The organism is Pseudomonas sp. EA_15y_Pfl1_P101 (genome assembly GCF_963970835.1).
Lineage (GTDB): Bacteria > Pseudomonadota > Gammaproteobacteria > Pseudomonadales > Pseudomonadaceae > Aquipseudomonas > Aquipseudomonas tritici.
The window spans coordinates 114,612-131,385 of sequence record NZ_CAXAPA010000007.1; the positions used below are offsets into that span (position 1 = coordinate 114,612).

Sequence of the window (16,774 nt, forward strand, 5' to 3'; positions counted from 1 at the left end):
AGAAGCGTCCGATATTAACGGACGCCCTTTGCCTGGCTCAATCAGGAATGATCCTACAGGCCGATGGCCGTGGCTTCAAAACGCACCCGAGGATGGGCGATACGATCCTGGGCGCGCACCAGCTCCAGCTCGTAACTGGCGCAAGCCTGGGTCTCCAGCAGCACTTCATGCACCGCTGCGGCGGTGAACTCAAAGGCGGCCAGGAGGCTATCGCCCAACAAAACGCGCGCCAGGAATAGCCCCGAGGTCAAATCGCCAACGCCCACTGGCTGACGCGCAAACGCCAGCAGCGGTCGGCGCAGGTGCCAGCAGCCTTCGGCGGTCACCAGCAGCATTTCGAAACCATCCGGCAGTTTGCCGGGGTAATCCAAATGCTTGACCAATACTGCCTTCGGCCCGCGCGCCAGCAACGCTTTGGCCATGGCCAGGCAATCGAACAACGATTGCGGCTTGCGCCCGGCAAAGCTGTCCAGCTCCAGCTGGTTGGGGCACAGGAAGTCAGCCATGGCCGCGGCTTCGTCCAACAGGAAATCGCTGACTTCCTGGGGCACAATGCAGCCTTTCTCCGGGTGGCCCATCACCGGGTCGCACAAATACAGGGCTTTGGGGTTGAGGGCCTTGATGCGCGCCACGCCGGTGAGGATCGCCCTGCCCTGGTCCGCACTGCCGAGGTAGCCGGACAGCACGGCGTCGCAGTTGCCAAGCTCGCCGATCGCGGCGATGCCTTCCACCAGCGCCGGAATCTGCTGCGGCGCCAACACTTCGCCCGCCCACTGGCCATACTGCGTATGGTTAGAGAACTGCACCGTGTTCAATGGCCAGACGTTCACCCCAACCCGCTGCATGGGGAACACGGCGGCGCTGTTTCCGGCGTGGCCAAAGACGACATGGGACTGGATCGCAAGCAGATGAGGTGTGCGTTTCATGCAGGGGATTCCGTCAAGCCGTTGAAATTCTGGGCGCGCAGTATGCGACTAAACACGGCCTATACGACAGACCGGCGACACAGTTAAGCTGCTCTCACTTTGTTGGAGTTCATCGCATGCTGACCCTGGGAAACATCTTCGTGTTGATGCTGCTGGCGACCGGCGCCGCCTGGGTGTGGCACAACCACGGCTTGCGCGAACGGGCGCTGGAGCGGGTCAAGCAGCATTGCGCCAAGCTCGACATCGAACTATTGGACGGCGCGGTGGCGCTCAAGCGCATCGGTTTTGTGAAGGATGCCAACGGTCGACGGCGCCTGGCACGTATCTACAATTTCGAGTTCACCGTGACCGGCGAAACCCGCCATCCTGGGACGATTACCCAATTTGGCGCCCACAGTGCACATATCGAACTCGCGCCCTACCCGTTCGAGATCAAGACGCCGCTGCCTAGCGCCGAGGTGATCGAGCTGAGCCAGTGGCGCCAGGACCACGGCACCAAGAACCGTCAGTAACGGCAGGCCGCTAATGCAGCCTGCAACGCGGCCAAGTCCTGTGGCTCGCTGAAAATCAACTCGACCCGCGAATCACGACGCCACTCACTGGGTTGCCAGACGAGCGGGCTGTTATCCACAGCGTTGGCGCTAACCCAACCTTCTGTGCTGTGGATAACCAGCTTGGCGCGGCGCCATTCAAGGTGTGTGAGCCATTGATACAGGCGCTGCGCATCGAATTGCTGGCTCGGGTGCCAGCGCCAGCCGATACTCCAGCCGCCCTCTTGGGCTTGGCTGAGGCAAATCGGCAACGTAGGATCGCTCCAGATGGCCGGCATTTGCGCCAGGCCTTTTGGCACTTCTAAGTTATCCACAGCGCTGCTCGCGTGTTCGTGCAGGCCAGGCAATTGCTCCAGAGGCAGCCGGGCCTGGCGCGTCCAGTAAAGCGGACATTCCGGTAACAACCGCTCAATCGCCTGGCGCTGTGCGGCGTCCAGCGCTTCATCCTTGTTCAGTACCAGCAGGCCTGCACGGGCCAGCGCTTCCTGTTGCGCTGGCGGTAAGGGTTTGCCTGCCGCCAGGGCCTGCGCATCCAACACCATCACGCAAGGCTGAACGGCCAGCACCTCCTGCCACGGCGCTGCGCGCAACTGCTTGAGCAATTGCGCCGGATGGCCCAGGCCCGACGGTTCGATAAACAGCCGATCAGGCTTGGCCTTGCGCAACAAGCGACCAAGCCCTACCTGAAACGGGGCTCCATTCACACAGCACAGACAGCCTCCGGCGACTTCGCCCAGGGCAATGCCGTCGTCATCCTGAGTGAGCAAGGCGGCGTCCAGGCCGATCTGCCCGAACTCATTGATCAGCACGGCCCAGCGCTCGTGTGCCGGGCGCTGGGCGAGCAGGTGCTTGATAAGGCTGGTCTTGCCGACGCCCAGGGCCCCGGCAATCACGTGGGTAGGAATGTTCTGGAGCATGAGGGGCATCGTTCGGACCGTGTAAAGCGTTTGATCCTACGCGGTTATGCGAGCCAATCCAGTGTCAGGATCAAGCGGCGTTCATCGGCTTTGAGGGCTGGCGAGCGGTGAATCAAACCGTGGCCTTCGTTGCCATGCCATTTGGTGCCCTTGAGCAGGGCGACTTCGCCGCAGTGGATCTGTTCGATACGCTCGCTGGGCTCCGCGTCCGGTTGGCTCAGCTTGCGACGGTCCATCACGCCTTCGCGCAACCACTGGCTGCCGATGCCGGCATAGGTGGTGATCAACCGCACAGGCACATGATCGACGTGAAAACGCGGGCACATGGCCTTGTCCAACAGTCGCAGCCGCACACCAATGCGCTTGGCACCCAGCAAGCAGGCAAACGCGCTGACCAGCCACGATACATCGGCGACAAAGCCTTCATAGCCTTCAAGATCGCGGCAACTGGACGCCAAGCCCTGCACGTTGGGCACGGCGTCTTCGTTGTTGAGCTCAATGACCATGGAATCGGCCAACGGCTCATTGAGCGCCACCAGCAAGGCGCCGAACTCAGCGATGTGCAGCGGCAACTGGCGCTGCCACAACGCCAGGTTCACGCCGTCTTCGAGAATGTCAGAGAGCGCCAGCGGCGTTTCACCAAAGGCCTGGCGAATTACGGGGCGCAGGGGAATCACCGGGGCCAGCATCAGGCGGCAGCCTCCTCATACCAGGGGCCAAAAGGATCGGCCAGCAGGCGCCAACCTTCGACGCCCACGGCCATTTCTTCATCGTTGAGCAGGCAGGCGTCCAACTCGGCGCGCATCAGGGCGAAATCAATGTTTTGCCCGATAAACACCAGTTCCTGGCGACAATCGCCGGTGCTCGGTTGCCAGTTACCCATGATCGCCGCGACGCTTTCTTCGTCCTGCGGCCACTGGCTTTTCGGCACAAAGCGCCACCAGCGGCCGGCAAAACCATGGCGCATCAAGCCGCCGGCCTGGGACCAACTGCCCGCGTCCTGATGCTTGCTGGCCAGCCAGAAAAAGCCCTTGGAGCGCAGCAGTTTGCCGTTAACCCAGGGCCGGTCGATAAAGTCGAAAAAACGCTGCGGATGAAAGGGGCGGCGGGCACGGTAGGCGGTGGACGCGATGCCGTACTCTTCGGTTTCCGGCACGTGGTCACCGCGCAGTTCCTGCAACCAGCCGGGGGCTTGGGCGGCGCGTTCAAAGTCGAAACGCCCAGTGTTGAGGATCTTATGCAACGGCACTTCGCCCATGACCATCGGGATGATTTCCGCCTGGGCATTAAGGCGCTCGAGGATCGCTATCAACTCTTCGCGTTCGCGGCTGCTGATCAGGTCGATCTTGCTGATGAGGATCACGTCGGCGAATTCGATCTGCTCGATCAGCAGGTCGGTGATGGAGCGTTCGTCTTCTTCACCGAGGGTTTCGCCGCGTGAGGCCAGGCTTTCAGCAGCCTGATAGTCGAGCAGGAAGTTCATCCCGTCGACCACGGTAACCAGGGTGTCCAGGCGCGCGATGTCGGCCAGGCTTTGTTCGTTTTCATCACGAAAAGTGAAGGTTTCGGCCACGGGCAAGGGTTCGGAGATGCCGGTGGATTCGATTAGCAGGTAATCGAACCGACCTTCCTTGGCGAGCTTTCCGACTTCTTCCAGCAAGTCTTCCCGCAAGGTGCAGCAGATGCAGCCGTTGCTCATTTCCACCAGCTTTTCTTCGGCGCGGTTGAGCGTGACGTCGCGCTGGACTTCGCTGCCGTCGATGTTGATTTCGCTCATGTCGTTGACGATCACTGCCACCCGCAGGTTCTCACGGTTGCGCAGGACGTAGTTGAGCAGCGTGCTTTTACCGGCGCCGAGAAAGCCGGACAACACAGTAACGGGGAGACGATTGGGCATCAGGACTTTCTCATCAGGCCGCCCGGTAAAGCCAGGCTGTGCCTTTATGTTATAGTATAACAACACAAATAAGCCAATGCCGTCTTGCTTGCCACGACGAAGGGCGCAATGCTTGAACACTTCCCCAACCTTGAGAATCCCGATGAAATACTGGGTGTGCGCCCTGTTATCGGTGGCGGCAGGAACTGCCTGCGCCCAAGCGCCGAGTCTGCTGGCCAACTGCACGCGCAGCGCCAACCTGCTGGCCTGCGTCGACCCATTGGGTAACGCCTACAGCGTAGCGACAGTCGGCAGCACCACGTACTTGCGCGGGTACGAGGTGATCGGCAAACGCTATTGGGCTCAGACCAACAGCCGTTACGGGCAACTGACGTTCTTTACCGGGCTGGCATCGGACGGTGAGGCATGGGTCGGCTACACGCGGCGCGTGGGCTGGACCACCCTCAACCGGTTTTCCAGTTCGGGCGGCGCCAGCGCCAAATTCATCTGCAGCCGCATGACCGGCTGTTAGACCTGACCGTTCTTCTGCTCCTGCACCCACGCCATGTAGCTGTTCATCGGTGGGTTCTTCTGGAAATACTTTTTCAGGCCTTCAAACAGCCCCTCCGCAACCGCCTGTTGGTGGCGCACGGTAACCAGGCGCGCACTGTCCCGTGCATTGGAGATAAACCCGGTTTCCACCAGGACCGACGGCACGTCCGGTGACTTGAGCACCGCAAACCCAGCCTGTTCCACGCGCTTCTGATGCAGGCTGGTGATGCCTTCCAAGCTGCCCAAAATCGAACTGCCCAGCTGCAAGCTGGAGGCGATCGTGGCATTCATCGACATGTCCAGAATCACCCCAGCCAGCATGGGGTCCTTGTCCTTCAGGTTCAGCAGGCGGGTGGCCCCGAGCAAATCTGCGCCGTTTTCTCGTTGCGCCATGAATCGCGCCGTGGCTGAAGTGGCGCCACCTTCGGATAGGGCATACACCGACGCGCCTGACGCGGTGATCCGCGGCGCCGCATCCGCATGCACTGAGATGAACATATCGGCATTGTGCTTGTGGGCGATTTCCACGCGCTTGCGCAGCGGTACGAAGAAGTCGTCGTTGCGCACCAACTTCACGTCAAAGCCCTTTTCACGCTTCAAACGTTTGGCCAACAACTGGGCAATGGACAGCACCACGTCTTTCTCGCGCTGGCCTTTGGAGCCGACGGCGCCTGGGTCCTTGCCACCGTGGCCGGGGTCGACCACCACGATGATGTCGCGCTTGGGGTGCGCCTTATCCACTAACGGCGCAGGTTCGGCGGCGATTTGTCGAGGCGCCTGGGTGGCGCTGGTCAGGTCCAGTACCAGGCGATGGCCCTGGCCGTCCTGGGGTGGCAATAGAAAGCTGTTGAGCTGCATCGGCGACGCCAGGTCCAGCACGATGCGCGTATCGCTTTTGCCGAAATGCCCGGAGCGGATTGAGGTGATCCCGCTGTCCTTCAACGCCAACTGAGTGAAATCACCACTGAGCCCGGCGCCGCTCAGGTCGATGATCAAACGCTCCGGTGCGCTCAGGGTAAACGTCTTGTATTGCACCGGGCCGCTGAGGTCGAACACCAGCCGAAGCTTGTCGTCCGAGCGCCACAAGCGGGCGTTGCGTATCTGCGTGGCGTGGGCCGTAAACGGCAGAGTGAAAAGAGGGCTGGCCAAGAGCAGGTTCAAGAGCTGACGTCTGTGCATACGAATACCGCAAATAAAGGAGCGTCCCTACTCGACATGACTGAAAAAAGGCAGGAGCAGAAAAATCATCGTCGACTCAATAGTTATAATATAACATGTCTTTTTATTTCCAACGATGGACCTGCTCATGAATGCGCTGACTCTGCCGGATATCGCCGCGCAGGCTTCACGCCAAGCCTTGCCACTCGATTGGGTGGGCATGTGCGGCATCGCGTTGCCGATCCTGATCAACGACCAGCACCTGACGGCCACCGCCGACGCTGGCGTGAGCCTGGACGATGGCAGCGCCCGTGGCATTCATATGTCACGCCTGTACCTGGCGCTGGAAATGCTCGACCAGCAGTCCCTTACGCCCGCACATCTGCGTAATGTACTGCAGCGGTTTCTCGACAGTCATGAAGGTTTATCTAAGAACGCCTACCTGCGTATCCACACGGATTTGCTGCTGAAACGCGCCGCCTTGGTCAGCCCCTTGGCCGGATGGAAGCGCTACCCGATCAGTATCGAAGCGCGTCTTGAAAACCAGATGTTCCACGTGGAACTAAAAATTGACGTTATTTATTCCTCAACCTGCCCCTGCTCTGCTGCCCTCGCCAGGCAATTGATTCAGCAGCAATTTGTCGAAGACTTTGGCAACACCCCGTTGCGGCACGACGACGTGTTGAGCTGGCTCGGCAGCGCCAACGGCATCGTCGCCACGCCCCACAGTCAGCGCAGCAATGCGCAATTGCATGTCCAACTGCAAGGCGAGCAATTACCTATTACAGAGTTAATCGATAAGGTCGAAGCCGCCCTCGGCACCGCCGTACAAACCGCTGTAAAACGTGCGGACGAACAAGCCTTCGCCCTGGCCAATGGGCAGAACCTGATGTTCTGCGAAGACGCCGCCCGCCGCGTGAACCTCGCCTTGAAACGCTCGGATGCCGTCAAAGCCTTCCACCTGAAAGTGATCCACGCCGAAAGCCTGCACGCGCACGATGCCGTGGCTGAAAGCCGCTGGACGAGAAACCCTGCATGATCACCTGCACCGCTTTGCGCTGGGGCGCCCCAGGCCAACCGCTGACACCCGCCATAAACCTCACCCTGGAAAAAGGCAGCCTGACCGGCATCATCGGGGCCAACGGCACCGGTAAAAGCAGCCTGCTCAAGGTCATCGCCGGCCTGCAAAAACCTCTGGCGGGCAAAGTCAGCGTGGACGTTCCACGCCGTGGCGGCCTGTCGTTCCTGCCCCAGCAGCAACAACTCGACCGCCAATTCCCCATCAGCCTTCAAGAATTGGTCGCCGCCGGTTTCTGGGGCACTCAACTCTCCCCGCCACAACGTAGCCAGCGCCTTGAGGCGGTATTGCAAGACTGGTGCCTCAGCGGCCTGGAGCACCGCCCGTTGATGGCCTTGTCCGGGGGCGAATTGCAGCGCGCCCTGCTCGCCCGTATGAGCCTGGCCGAATCGCCCGTGTTGTTGCTCGACGAGCCTCACGCCGCCCTCGACGAAGAAGGCCAGGCGCTGTGCTGGAAACACATCCACGCCTGGCAAGCGCAAGGCCGCACGCTGATCGTCGTCTGCCATGACCTTGCGTCCGTGCGCCAGCACACCCAGCAAGTGGTGCAAATCAAAAGCACCGGCTGCGTGTTTGGCCCGAGCAAAGAGCTGATCCGCCCGCAACCTCAGATGCAGGTGGCCTGATGCATTTCGCCGCCCACCTGTGGATGCCCTTCGTCGACTTCGTCTTCATGCGTCGCGCCTTGATTGGCGGCCTGGTACTCGCCTGCAGCACCGCACCGTTGGGCGTGTTTTTGATCCTGCGGCGCATGAGCCTGATCGGTGACGCCGTCGCCCACGGCATTCTGCCCGGCGCCGCGCTGGGTTTCTGGTTTGCCGGGCTCAGCCTGCCCGCCTTGACCATCGGTGGCCTCGGTGCAGGCCTTAGCATGGCTGGCCTGTCCGCCTGGATCACACGTCGCACAGGCCTGCGCGAAGACGCCAGCCTCGCTGCCATCTACCCCATCTCGCTCGCCACCGGCGTGCTGATCCTCGGCATCGCCGGCAAGCGCCTGGACCTGCTGCACCTGCTGTTCGGCTCCGCCTTGGCCGTGGACCAAACCACCCTCACTGGCATGCTCTGGGTCACGGGTTTCAGCCTGATCGCCATGGCTGTGATCTATAAGCCGCTGCTGCTGGACACCCTCGACCCACTGTTCCTGCAAACCGTCAGTCGCCTCGGCCCACTGGCTCACGGGCTGTTCCTGACCCTGGTGGTGCTGAACCTCGTGATCGGCTTCCAGGCCATCGGCGCCTTGATGGTGGTGGGCCTGATGATGTTGCCGGCCATCGCTTCACGTTTCTGGAGCCGGCGCCTGCCCGTGTTGATCGCAGTATCGGCAGTGCTGGGATGCGTGTCGGTGTGGCTGGGTTTGTTGCTGTCGTTCTACTACTCGTTACCCAGCGGCCCGGCCATCGTGCTGGTGGCGGGTGCAGGGTATCTGCTGTCCGTTGTCTTCGGTCCGGTGCACGGCTTGCTGCGCCGCCCGCCCTTGCTGTCATCCCAATGAGGTGTTTCCCGATGCGCGCTCTACTCGTGCTGTTCAGTCTCGTCTTGTCCTTATCGACGGCTCAGGCTGCAGACAAGCTTCAGGTGGTCACCAGCTTCAGCATCCTCGATGACATCACTCACCAGATCGGTGGCGATCACATCCAGATCAGCAATATGGTCGGCCCCGACGCCGACGCCCACACCTACGAGCCAACGCCGGACGATGCCAAAGCGCTGCTCAAGGCCAGAGTCATCATCAAGAACGGCCTCGGCTTCGAGCCTTGGCTGGACCGCCTGGTAACCAGCACCGAAACCAAAGCCACCGTGGTCACTGCCAGCAAAGGCGTGATCTCCCACACCATGGATGAAGACGGCGAAACCATTCCCGACCCACACGCCTGGCATAACCTGGCCAATGCCGAAATCTACGTGAACAACATCACCAAGGCGCTGATCGCTGCCGACCCCGTCAACAAGGCCGACTATCAGCGCAACAGCCAAACCTACCTGAAAGAAATCCACCGCCTGCTCGCCGAGGCCAAGACCAAGTTCGGCGCGCTGCCACCCGGCAACCGCCGCATCGTCACCTCCCACGACGCCTTCGGTTACCTGGGCCAGGCTTACGGTATCGAGTTCCTCGCCCCCCAAGGCCTGTCCACCGAACGTGAGCCGTCCGCTGCCGAAGTGGCTGCGCTGATCACTCAGATCCGCAAAGACAAAGTCAAAGCCGTGTTCATGGAAAACATCAAGGATTCGCGCCTGCTCAAGCAGATCGCTGATGAAAGCGGCGCGCAGATCGGCGGCACGTTGTACTCCGACGCCCTCGCCGCGGAAGGCCCGGCCAGCACCTTCACAGGACTGTTCGAATACAACCTCAACACCCTGTGCGCCGCGTTGGGCAAGCCATGATCCGCAAGAACCCGTCGGGCGATCTGCCCGTGATTGCCGAATCCGCCTACGTCGACAAAACTGCGATCATCTGCGGCAAAGTCATCATTGGCGAGAACGTCTTCGTCGGCCCCTACGCCGTGATCCGTGCCGACGAAGTCGACGCCAGCGGCACCATGGACCCGATCACCATCGGTGCCAACTCCAACATCCAGGACGGCGTGGTCATCCATTCCAAGTCCGGCGCGGCGGTGACGATCGGAGAATTTACTTCCATCGCCCACCGCTCCATCGTCCACGGCCCGTGCAGCGTTGGCGACCGCGTGTTCATCGGTTTCAACAGCGTGCTGTTCAACTGCGCCTTGGGTGACGGCTGCGTGGTGCGCCACAACTCGGTGGTCGACGGGCGCGACTTGCCCGCCGCGTTCTACGTGCCCTCCACCACCCGCATCGGACCCAATACCGACCTGTCGCAATTCCCGCCGGTGAGCGTCAGTGCCTCGGAGTTCTCCGAAGACGTGGCACGCACCAATGTCGATCTGGTGCGCGGCTACAAAGCCCTGCAAAACGAGTTCTGAACCATGAGCCGCCTGCTGATCCGCAACGCCCGCCTGGTGAATGAAGGCCAGGCATTCGACGCCGATGTATGGGTTGCCAATGGTCGCATCGAGAAGATCGCCAGCAGCATCGAAGGCTGCAACGCGACCGTGGCCATCGACGCACAAGGCCAATGGCTGCTGCCCGGCATGATTGATGACCAAGTGCACTTTCGCGACCCCGGGGCACCGGACAAAGGCAGTTTCTACAGTGAATCCCGCGCCGCGGTGGCCGGTGGCATCACCAGCTTCATGGACATGCCCAACACCCATCCGGCCACCCTGAACCTGGAAGCCCTGGCCGATAAAAAACGCCGCGCCGCACTGCACTCGGTGGCCAACTATGGCTTTCACTTCGGCGTGAGCAACGACAACCTCGACACCGTCGCCGCGCTCGACCCGCGGGAGGTGGCCGGGGTCAAAGTGTTCATGGGCGCCTCGACCGGCAACATGTTGGTGGACGATCCACGCATCCTGGAACGCCTGTTCGCCGAAGTGCCGACCATTCTGTTGGCCCATTGCGAGCACACGCCGAGCATCCAGGCCAACGAACTGCGCCTGCACGAACGCTTCGGCGAGCACATCCCAGCCGTGGCGCACCCGCTGATCCGCGATGCCGAGGCGTGCTATCGTTCCTCATCTTTTGCGGTGGAACTGGCCAAGCGTTATGGCACCCGCCTGCACGTATTGCATCTGACCAGCGCCCGCGAGTTGGCGCTATTCGAAGACAAGCCTCTGGCCGAAAAACGCATCACCGCCGAAGTCTGCCTGCATCACCTGCTGTTCGATGACCGCGACTATCACCGCCTCGGCCACCAGATCAAATGCAACCCGGCGATCAAGACCCGCGCCGACCGCGATGCCTTGCGCTTGGCCTTGTTGAGCAACCGGCTGGATGTGATCGGCAGCGACCACGCGCCGCATACCTGGGCGCAAAAACAGATGGGGTATCGCGAAGCGCCGTCAGGGCTGCCGTTGGTGCAGCACGCGTTGCCGGCATTACTGGAGTTGGTGGCGGACGGGCTGCTGCCCATCACCACCCTGGTAGCGAAGACCAGCCACCGCGTCGCCGACCTGTTTGCCATCCCGGACCGGGGTTATTTACGCGAAGGCTATTGGGCCGACCTGGTACTGATCAAACCCGAGCCCGAGGGAAAGCCCGTCAGCAGCCAGCCGATCCTGGCCCGCTGCGGTTGGACGCCCTTCGCCGAACGCAGCTTTCGCCACAGCGTCAGCACCACCCTGGTATCCGGCCACCTGGCCTGGCACAACGGCCAAGTGGTCGATAGCTGTCAGGGTTTACCCCTGCATTTTCTGCGTTAAGCGCGAGGCTTGACTGTACCGCAATCGTTACCCAACCACTGGGCATGGCTGTCCAGGCTGCCCTTCTGCTGGATCCCAGTGGCGTTGAAGGTGCCGTTGACGGTGGTGGTGAATTCCTTCTGGCTCTGGAACGTCGCCACGCCCGTGCCCTGGGCTTTCGGGCAACTGAAGCGGAATTTCCACTGGTTGCCGGTCTTGTCGGTCACTTCCTGTTTGCAGCCCGATTGCGGGTCGGTCAGGGGGATGGAATCGGAGGCGACCTGTGCCGGTGTAAGGCACACCTGCACACCTTTGCCGGCCATGTTGATGCCTTGTTTTTCGAGCATGGCACGCTGTTCGGGGGTCATCTGTTGCTTGAGTTGACCGAGGATCAGCGACAAGTCCGGCAGGTCCTGGTTATCGACTTTCATATTGCTGGTGGTCAATTCCCACAAGCCCGGCGCCAGCATCTGCGCCTGCGCTGCCACGGGCAGCGACAAACCAACAACCATGGCCAAACCTAGCAGACGAGCATTCATCGGGTAACTCCTGGGCAATTGTGGGCGTTAGACGCCGCAAAAGCGTCAGTGTTGCACGGCAAATAAAATAGCGACATTCGTGACCAGACATGGTCTGTTAGGCACTGGATTGCCTGGAGTACCGTCGTCCATGGATTTCTTTGGCCCGCACCTGCTTGCCTACTTCATTGCCACGCTGCACTTTCTCGGGACCCTCGCCGCGATTCATGCGGTGCTGACCGTCAGGACCGCCCAAGGCTCAATCGCCTGGGCCTTGTCGCTGATGTTCATGCCTTACCTCACGCTGATCCCCTACCTGATCTTTGGTCGCAGCACGTTCGATGCTTACATCCAGGCGCGTCGCCAGGCCAACCAGGAAATGCACAAGGCAATCACCGCACTGAACTGGCGCCCGTGGGTCGAGGAGGCCCTTGCTGCGCGTCACTCCAGCGCCTACGCCTCGCTGCGCGCCATGCCCAAGCTGGGCCGCATGCCGTGCCTGGCCAACAATGAGGTACGTCTGCTGGTGAACGGCGACGCGACCTTCAGCGCGATTTTTGAAGCCATCCGAAGCGCGAAAACCGCCGTGCTGTTCCAGTTTTTCATTATTCATGACGACGAACTGGGCCGCCAATTGCACATCTTGTTGAAGGAAAAAGCCGCTCAAGGCGTAGCCATTTACGTGCTGTACGACCGTATCGGCAGCCACGCCCTGCCTCATCGCTATGTGCATTCACTGCGTGAAGCCGGCGTGCATATCAAAGCATTCGCTACGCGCAGCGGCTGGCTCAACCGCTTCCAAGTCAACTTCCGTAACCATCGCAAGATCGTGGTGGTGGACGGCATCACCGGGTTTATCGGCGGGCATAACGTCGGCGATGAGTACCTGGGCAAAAAACCGCCGCTGGCGCCGTGGCGCGATACGCATGTGCAGGTCACCGGCCCGGTGGTGGCGTGCTTGCAGGAGTCGTTTGCCGAAGACTGGTTCTGGGCCGCGCGGGAACTTCCGCCATTGATTCTGCCGGACGCCTACCCCGAGGATGGCGTGCTTTGCCAATTGCTCGCCAGCGGCCCCGCCGACCCTTACGAAACCTGCTCACTGTTTTTCGTAGAAGCCATTCATGCAGCCACCCAACGCGTGTGGATCACCAGCCCGTACTTTGTGCCCGATGAGGCGGTATTCGCCGCCCTGCGCTTGGCGGTTCTGCGTGGTGTAGATGTGCGCCTGTTGCTGCCGTCACGGCCCGATCACCGCATCGTTTACGCCGCGTCCAGCCTTTATGCGTTCGAAGCCGTGCGCGCCGGGGTGCGCGTATTCCGCTACACGCCAGGTTTTCTGCATCAGAAGGTGGTGCTGGTGGACAGCGAAATCAGCGCCATCGGCAGCGCCAACATGGACAACCGCTCGTTCCGGCTAAATTTCGAAGTGATGCTGCTGACGGTCGACGAAGCGTTCGCTAAACAAGTCGAGCACATGCTGCTGGACGATTTCGCGCTGGCCCATGAGGTCAGCCAGGAAGAAAGCCGCGAGACACGCCGTCTTCAACAACTGGGCATGCGGGTCGCGCGGCTGATCTCACCCATCCTCTAAAGGCCAACACATTTGGATCGCTAACGTCCCGGTAGATCAGCGATAGACATCTTCCCGCGTCCACGGCAGTTCGTGACTGCCATCAGCATGGGGTTTCACCGCCAGAATCTGGTGCAGGTTGATCCAGCCTCGCGCAAACGCATACGCGCAACCCGCCAGGTACAACCGCCAAATGCGCAGCACTTGCTCCGGCACCCTTTTCGCCGCTGCCTCCAAGTTGTCTTCCAGGCGCTCGCTCCAATGGTCCAGCGTGCGGGCGTAGTGCAGGCGCAGGCTTTCGACGTCGACCACTTCCAGCCCGACTTCACTGATTTCGGCGGTCATCATCGCCAGGTGCGGCAGTTCGCCGTTGGGGAACACATAACGCTCGATAAACTCCCCCGCGCCGCGGCCCACAGGGCGACCGTCGGTGTGCTTGGCGGTAATGCCGTGGTTCATCACCAGGCCGCCTTCACGCACGGCGCCGTACAACGTCTTGCAGTACTCCGCCAGATTGGCGTGGCCGACGTGTTCAAACATGCCCACGCTGACCACCTTGTCGAAACGACCGTCTTGCGGCAGGTCGCGGTAGTCGAGCAGTTGCAGGTCCACCTGATCGTCCAGGCCCTCGGCTTTCACCCGCTCGCGGGCCAGTGCCAACTGCTCTTTACTCAAGGAGATGCCGAACACCTTGACCCCGAACTCCCGCGCGGCAAAACGCGCCAGGCCGCCCCAGCCACAACCGACGTCCAGCAAGTACTCGCCGGCCTGCAACCGCAATTTGCGGCACAAGTGGCGAAATTTGTCTTGTTGAGCCTGGTCGATGGATTCGCTGCCGGTTTCGAAATACCCGCAGGAGTACGCCATGTCCTGGTCCAGCCAAAGCTGGTAGAACGCGTTGGACAGGTCGTAATGGTAGGAAATAGCGGCTGCGTCAGTGGCCTTATCGTGAATCGAGCGCACCGGACGGGGTTCATCGTCGTGCACCAGCGCGTGACTCAGTTCATCACACACCCGGATCACTTCGCCAATAGAGCCTTCCAGCTCCAGCTTGCCTTCGATAAAGGCTTCGCCCAATGAGTTGAGCGTGGGATGGGTCAATTGGCTGACAACCGCGGGGTCCTTCACCACGATGGTCACGCTGGGCTCGGGGCCCAAGTTGAATTCATGGCCATCCCAGAGTCGCAGACGCAGCGGTAGCTGAAGATTCTGTAAGGCCGGTGGAAGTTGCGCGAGCATGAGTAGTCCCCCCGTGTTTCAGACGTCTGGCTTGAGGGTAGACCATCCGAAGACAAAGTAGGAGGCTATCGATTTGATAGCGCTCGCCTATAAGGCCCGGCGCTCGAGCAAGCCGTCCTGAACCCATTGTTTAAGCCACGTGATGGCCTGCAACGGTGCACCCTCTGCGTAACTGACTGCCAACGCTGCGCACAGTTCGGCGAAGTTCCAGCCAGTGGTCGCCATTCCCGCCAAGGCACAGGCTTCTTCGGGTTCCAAGCTACGGTAATGGCAAATATTCTGATGGCGCCACACCAGGCAGATCTGTGGCGGGCTCAACGGCTGGCTGTCGGGGAAATCCGACTCGTCCTTGCTGGCGCGCCAGATCGCTACGCTATTGAAATGACACAGCACCTGCTGCACCGATGGCGCCAGCGTGATCTGCAGCACCGGCCATTCTTCAGGTGGCAACAACGCCATATCGTTCAGCGTCAGCCGTTCGCCCTGCGGTGCATCAAAGGCCAGGGTAAACGCCCACTCCAACCGCGCCAGTTCCGCCAGCGGCGCACTTTGCTCCGCCACCAAATGCTCAAGGATAAACGCCGGGAAACGCTGACCCAGCCAGCGCAGGCTGTAATGGGCCGATGGGTAACGGCGCACATAGGCCTGGGTCAGCGAGGCGAATTCATCATCGCCCAACCAATAATGGATAGCGCGGAAATCATGCCGCAAAACTTCCTGCAGCCGCGCGATATAGGCGTTGTGGTAAATCGCCAGGCCCGTCTCTACATCCAGCGTCGGCCCGCCCATCAAGGTCGCGGCGAAGCCACTGCTGGCGTTCGGTGTGTCGGCTAACAGGTGCTGTTCGAAGGCCAACTGCCAATCGGTCAGGCGCATAAATGCCTCCTGGCCAGGGCCTTAGCGCCCAACTCACGGGCCTTGCTCAATTCGATGAGCAGCTCTTCAAAGGGTGGGAAATGGTCGTCGCGCTCCAGTAGCGTCGACACAGGCCCCAGGTGTTCAAGCGTTTGTTGATAAAGCGCCCACACCGGGTCACACACAGGATGGTCATGGGTGTCGACCACGTAGTCGCCGTAGTCCATATGCCCCGCCAGGTGCAGCTGGCGGATACTCCCAGGTGGCAGGTTGCGAATAAACGTCCAAGCGTCGAAGCCATGATTGCGCGAGCTGACATACACATTGTTGACGTCCAGCAACAACTGGCACCCCGACAAGTGAGCCAACGCGTTGAGGAATTCCCACTCGGTGAATTCGTCGGCCTTGGAGCGCACATAACTGGAGACATTTTCTAGCACCAGAGGGCGTTGCAACACGTCCTGCACTTGGCGCACGCGGGCAGCTACGTGGTAGAGGCTTTCTTCGGTGTAAGGCAGCGGCAGCAGGTCATGCAACTGGTGGGCGCTGCCGCGGCTCCAGCACAGGTGATCGGAAATCCATGCCGGCTGGATGCGCTCGGCGAGCTGTTTGATTTGCTTCAGGTAATCGGTATCGAGGGCATGGGGCCCGCCGATGGACAAGGACACGCCGTGCATCACCAGGGGATAGCGCTCGGCTATCGCATCCAGGTAGTACAAGGCTTTACCGCCCTGGACCAGATAATTCTCGGAGATCACTTCAAACCAATCCACGGGCGGCGATTGTTCAAGGATCTGCGGGTAGTACTCACTGCGTAAACCCAGGCCGTAACCGAGGCTCGCAAGGGGGGTAGGCATAAGACACTCCTGGGAGAGTGTCCGCAGCGGACGGTAAACCGCTGCGGTAGCACTCGGCTGCGATTACTCGCCGACTTTGCCGCCAGCGGCGTCACAGGCTGCCTTGGTCATGGCCTTGAAACCGTGACCCTTGCAGACAGCCTGCCCTTTGCAGGCATTTTCAGCGGTTTTGCAGTCGTTCATGCCTTTGCAGGAAGTTACGCCGTAGCAATGAACAGTAGCGTCGGCGGCCTGTGCCTGAGTGGCGACACCGGCAAACATAGTGGCGGCAGCGAGAGCCAGGGCAGCACCGGAAACGGCATTTTTGATGTTCATTTTGAAGTCCTCAAGGGTCAGTGTGGGTGTCGGTCTGAACGGATTGTTCAGTCTCGACACACCACTAGAGCGAGGTCCCTCGTCGGCGTTACAACACCTCTCA

The 16,774-nt window shown here is 60.8% G+C and carries 19 protein-coding genes; 9 read left to right on the forward strand and 10 right to left on the reverse strand.

The features are described 5' to 3' along the window. Positions 1–53: 53 nt before the first annotated feature. Positions 54–926, reverse strand: a complete 873-nt coding sequence (gene pdxY / locus AACY36_RS12940) for a pyridoxal kinase PdxY (protein WP_339418618.1) — start codon at positions 924–926, stop codon at positions 54–56. A 116-nt stretch (positions 927–1,042) separates the two neighbouring features. On the opposite strand from pdxY, the gene AACY36_RS12945 reads away from it, so the two are divergent. Next, positions 1,043–1,438, forward strand: coding sequence for a DUF3301 domain-containing protein (locus AACY36_RS12945; RefSeq protein ID WP_339418616.1), 396 nt, complete (start codon positions 1,043–1,045; stop codon positions 1,436–1,438). Here the strand turns inward: AACY36_RS12945 and AACY36_RS12950 are convergent. Genes AACY36_RS12950 through zigA form a run of 3 tightly spaced genes read right to left on the reverse strand, consistent with a single transcriptional unit; the run spans position 1,432 to position 4,291 of the window. Beyond that, positions 1,432–2,394 carry a CobW family GTP-binding protein gene (locus AACY36_RS12950; protein WP_339427760.1) on the reverse strand — a complete coding sequence of 321 codons (963 nt, stop codon included), beginning with the start codon at positions 2,392–2,394 and terminating at the stop codon, positions 1,432–1,434. The genes AACY36_RS12945 and AACY36_RS12950 overlap by 7 nt on opposite strands. 44 nt (positions 2,395–2,438) lie before the next feature. Next, entirely contained in the window at positions 2,439–3,083 is a 645-nt protein-coding gene (locus tag AACY36_RS12955; protein ID WP_339418614.1) for a DUF1826 domain-containing protein, read from the reverse strand. Then, a complete protein-coding gene (gene zigA, locus AACY36_RS12960; protein ID WP_339418612.1) occupies positions 3,083–4,291 on the reverse strand; it encodes a zinc metallochaperone GTPase ZigA in 1,209 nt (402 codons plus the stop codon). Before zigA ends, AACY36_RS12955 begins: the two co-directional genes overlap by 1 nt. Before the next feature lie 142 nt (positions 4,292–4,433). Here zigA and AACY36_RS12965 point away from each other — a divergent pair, with 142 nt between their 5' ends. Then, positions 4,434–4,802, forward strand: coding sequence for a glutamine synthetase (locus tag AACY36_RS12965; RefSeq protein WP_339497242.1), 369 nt, complete (start codon positions 4,434–4,436; stop codon positions 4,800–4,802). On the opposite strand, the gene AACY36_RS12970 is transcribed toward AACY36_RS12965, so the two are convergent. Then, positions 4,799–6,001, reverse strand: a complete 1,203-nt coding sequence (locus tag AACY36_RS12970) for an N-acetylmuramoyl-L-alanine amidase (protein ID WP_339418610.1) — start codon at positions 5,999–6,001, stop codon at positions 4,799–4,801. The genes AACY36_RS12965 and AACY36_RS12970 overlap by 4 nt on opposite strands. Before the next feature lie 127 nt (positions 6,002–6,128). On the opposite strand from AACY36_RS12970, the gene folE2 reads away from it, so the two are divergent. Genes folE2 through AACY36_RS13000 form a run of 6 tightly spaced genes read left to right on the forward strand, consistent with a single transcriptional unit; the run spans position 6,129 to position 11,338 of the window. Next, entirely contained in the window at positions 6,129–7,019 is an 891-nt protein-coding gene (gene folE2 / locus AACY36_RS12975; RefSeq protein WP_339497210.1) for a GTP cyclohydrolase FolE2, read from the forward strand. Next, complete coding sequence (locus tag AACY36_RS12980; protein WP_339418606.1) at positions 7,016–7,684, forward strand: metal ABC transporter ATP-binding protein; 669 nt, start codon at positions 7,016–7,018, stop codon at positions 7,682–7,684. The genes folE2 and AACY36_RS12980 overlap by 4 nt, the downstream gene beginning before the upstream one ends. Beyond that, positions 7,684–8,550, forward strand: a complete 867-nt coding sequence (locus AACY36_RS12985; RefSeq protein ID WP_339418604.1) for a metal ABC transporter permease — start codon at positions 7,684–7,686, stop codon at positions 8,548–8,550. Before AACY36_RS12980 ends, AACY36_RS12985 begins: the two co-directional genes overlap by 1 nt. A gap of 11 nt (positions 8,551–8,561) precedes the next feature. Next, the gene (locus AACY36_RS12990) at positions 8,562–9,440 is read left to right on the forward strand and encodes a metal ABC transporter substrate-binding protein (RefSeq protein ID WP_339418603.1); all 879 of its coding nucleotides are present in this window, start codon (positions 8,562–8,564) and stop codon (positions 9,438–9,440) included. Then, positions 9,437–9,997 (forward strand): gamma carbonic anhydrase family protein, encoded by a 561-nt coding sequence (locus AACY36_RS12995; protein ID WP_339418602.1) that lies wholly within the window; start codon positions 9,437–9,439, stop codon positions 9,995–9,997. The genes AACY36_RS12990 and AACY36_RS12995 overlap by 4 nt, the downstream gene beginning before the upstream one ends. Before the next feature lie 3 nt (positions 9,998–10,000). Then, positions 10,001–11,338 (forward strand): dihydroorotase, encoded by a 1,338-nt coding sequence (locus AACY36_RS13000; RefSeq protein ID WP_339418600.1) that lies wholly within the window; start codon positions 10,001–10,003, stop codon positions 11,336–11,338. Here the strand turns inward: AACY36_RS13000 and AACY36_RS13005 are convergent. After that, a complete protein-coding gene (locus AACY36_RS13005) occupies positions 11,335–11,856 on the reverse strand; it encodes a DUF3617 domain-containing protein (RefSeq protein ID WP_339418598.1) in 522 nt (173 codons plus the stop codon). The two genes, AACY36_RS13000 and AACY36_RS13005, sit on opposite strands and share 4 nt — an antisense overlap. Before the next feature lie 130 nt (positions 11,857–11,986). On the opposite strand from AACY36_RS13005, the gene cls reads away from it, so the two are divergent. Next, the gene (cls, locus tag AACY36_RS13010) at positions 11,987–13,426 is read left to right on the forward strand and encodes a cardiolipin synthase (protein ID WP_339418596.1); all 1,440 of its coding nucleotides are present in this window, start codon (positions 11,987–11,989) and stop codon (positions 13,424–13,426) included. 36 nt (positions 13,427–13,462) lie between these two features. On the opposite strand, the gene cfaB is transcribed toward cls, so the two are convergent. From cfaB to bufA2, 4 genes are all read right to left on the reverse strand, one after another. Beyond that, entirely contained in the window at positions 13,463–14,644 is a 1,182-nt protein-coding gene (cfaB, locus tag AACY36_RS13015; protein WP_339418595.1) for a C17 cyclopropane fatty acid synthase CfaB, read from the reverse strand. 87 nt (positions 14,645–14,731) lie between these two features. Further along, positions 14,732–15,520 carry a DNA-binding domain-containing protein gene (locus tag AACY36_RS13020; protein WP_339418594.1) on the reverse strand — a complete coding sequence of 263 codons (789 nt, stop codon included), beginning with the start codon at positions 15,518–15,520 and terminating at the stop codon, positions 14,732–14,734. Further along, positions 15,511–16,356: an MNIO family bufferin maturase gene (gene bufB, locus AACY36_RS13025; protein WP_339418592.1), complete on the reverse strand. Its 846-nt coding sequence runs from the start codon at positions 16,354–16,356 to the stop codon at positions 15,511–15,513. Before bufB ends, AACY36_RS13020 begins: the two co-directional genes overlap by 10 nt. A 63-nt stretch (positions 16,357–16,419) precedes the next feature. Beyond that, on the reverse strand, positions 16,420–16,671 hold the full coding sequence (bufA2, locus tag AACY36_RS13030; protein WP_339418590.1) for a BufA2 family periplasmic bufferin-type metallophore: 252 nt from the start codon (positions 16,669–16,671) through the stop codon (positions 16,420–16,422). Between the last annotated feature and the right edge of the window lie 103 nt (positions 16,672–16,774).

Excerpts from the sequence above, each read along its gene's own strand:
- pdxY (WP_339418618.1), bottom strand. The coding sequence starts at position 926 with ATGAAACGCACACCTCATCTGCTTGCGATCCAGTCCCATGTCGTCTTT.
- AACY36_RS12945 (WP_339418616.1), top strand. The coding sequence starts at position 1,043 with ATGCTGACCCTGGGAAACATCTTCGTGTTGATGCTGCTGGCGACCGGC.
- AACY36_RS12950 (WP_339427760.1), bottom strand. The coding sequence starts at position 2,394 with ATGCTCCAGAACATTCCTACCCACGTGATTGCCGGGGCCCTGGGCGTC.
- AACY36_RS12955 (WP_339418614.1), bottom strand. The coding sequence starts at position 3,083 with ATGCTGGCCCCGGTGATTCCCCTGCGCCCCGTAATTCGCCAGGCCTTT.
- zigA (WP_339418612.1), bottom strand. The coding sequence starts at position 4,291 with ATGCCCAATCGTCTCCCCGTTACTGTGTTGTCCGGCTTTCTCGGCGCC.
- AACY36_RS12965 (WP_339497242.1), top strand. The coding sequence starts at position 4,434 with ATGAAATACTGGGTGTGCGCCCTGTTATCGGTGGCGGCAGGAACTGCC.
- AACY36_RS12970 (WP_339418610.1), bottom strand. The coding sequence starts at position 6,001 with ATGCACAGACGTCAGCTCTTGAACCTGCTCTTGGCCAGCCCTCTTTTC.
- folE2 (WP_339497210.1), top strand. The coding sequence starts at position 6,129 with ATGAATGCGCTGACTCTGCCGGATATCGCCGCGCAGGCTTCACGCCAA.
- AACY36_RS12980 (WP_339418606.1), top strand. The coding sequence starts at position 7,016 with ATGATCACCTGCACCGCTTTGCGCTGGGGCGCCCCAGGCCAACCGCTG.
- AACY36_RS12985 (WP_339418604.1), top strand. The coding sequence starts at position 7,684 with ATGCATTTCGCCGCCCACCTGTGGATGCCCTTCGTCGACTTCGTCTTC.
- AACY36_RS12990 (WP_339418603.1), top strand. The coding sequence starts at position 8,562 with ATGCGCGCTCTACTCGTGCTGTTCAGTCTCGTCTTGTCCTTATCGACG.
- AACY36_RS12995 (WP_339418602.1), top strand. The coding sequence starts at position 9,437 with ATGATCCGCAAGAACCCGTCGGGCGATCTGCCCGTGATTGCCGAATCC.
- AACY36_RS13000 (WP_339418600.1), top strand. The coding sequence starts at position 10,001 with ATGAGCCGCCTGCTGATCCGCAACGCCCGCCTGGTGAATGAAGGCCAG.
- AACY36_RS13005 (WP_339418598.1), bottom strand. The coding sequence starts at position 11,856 with ATGAATGCTCGTCTGCTAGGTTTGGCCATGGTTGTTGGTTTGTCGCTG.
- cls (WP_339418596.1), top strand. The coding sequence starts at position 11,987 with ATGGATTTCTTTGGCCCGCACCTGCTTGCCTACTTCATTGCCACGCTG.
- cfaB (WP_339418595.1), bottom strand. The coding sequence starts at position 14,644 with ATGCTCGCGCAACTTCCACCGGCCTTACAGAATCTTCAGCTACCGCTG.
- AACY36_RS13020 (WP_339418594.1), bottom strand. The coding sequence starts at position 15,520 with ATGCGCCTGACCGATTGGCAGTTGGCCTTCGAACAGCACCTGTTAGCC.
- bufB (WP_339418592.1), bottom strand. The coding sequence starts at position 16,356 with ATGCCTACCCCCCTTGCGAGCCTCGGTTACGGCCTGGGTTTACGCAGT.
- bufA2 (WP_339418590.1), bottom strand. The coding sequence starts at position 16,671 with ATGAACATCAAAAATGCCGTTTCCGGTGCTGCCCTGGCTCTCGCTGCC.